General features: G+C 54.1%; 1 pseudogene. It reads right to left on the bottom strand.

The features are described from left to right. Positions 1-234: pseudogene (locus AF337_RS45320) on the bottom strand (dienelactone hydrolase family protein); the annotation flags it as partial. Positions 235-257: the final 23 nt, after the last annotated feature.

Raw genomic sequence — 257 nt, 5'->3', positions numbered from 1 at the left:
GACGACAGCCGGGAAGGGGCCATCACCCTCCGGGCGGGACAAATATCCCAGCAGGGGTGTGCCTTGCGGTTGAGAAATAATTTCTCCCTGTTCTCTAGCCTTGCTTATTCGAAACGGGCTGAGCTTTACGGGCGCGCTTTCGAAGTGAACCAGTTCGTCGGCATCAGCCGGGTTTCCAGCGAGCGTGACACCGAGAAAAGCGACAAGGCACAGAAAAAGTTTCGTGGTTTTCACTGAACTTCTCCGCTATTTGATCA

Source organism: Rhizobium ecuadorense (assembly GCF_001187535.1).
Taxonomy (GTDB): Bacteria; Pseudomonadota; Alphaproteobacteria; order Rhizobiales; family Rhizobiaceae; genus Rhizobium; species Rhizobium ecuadorense.
The sequence above is the reverse complement of the archived record's forward strand: the minus strand, read 5'-3'. Positions and strand labels throughout refer to the sequence as shown.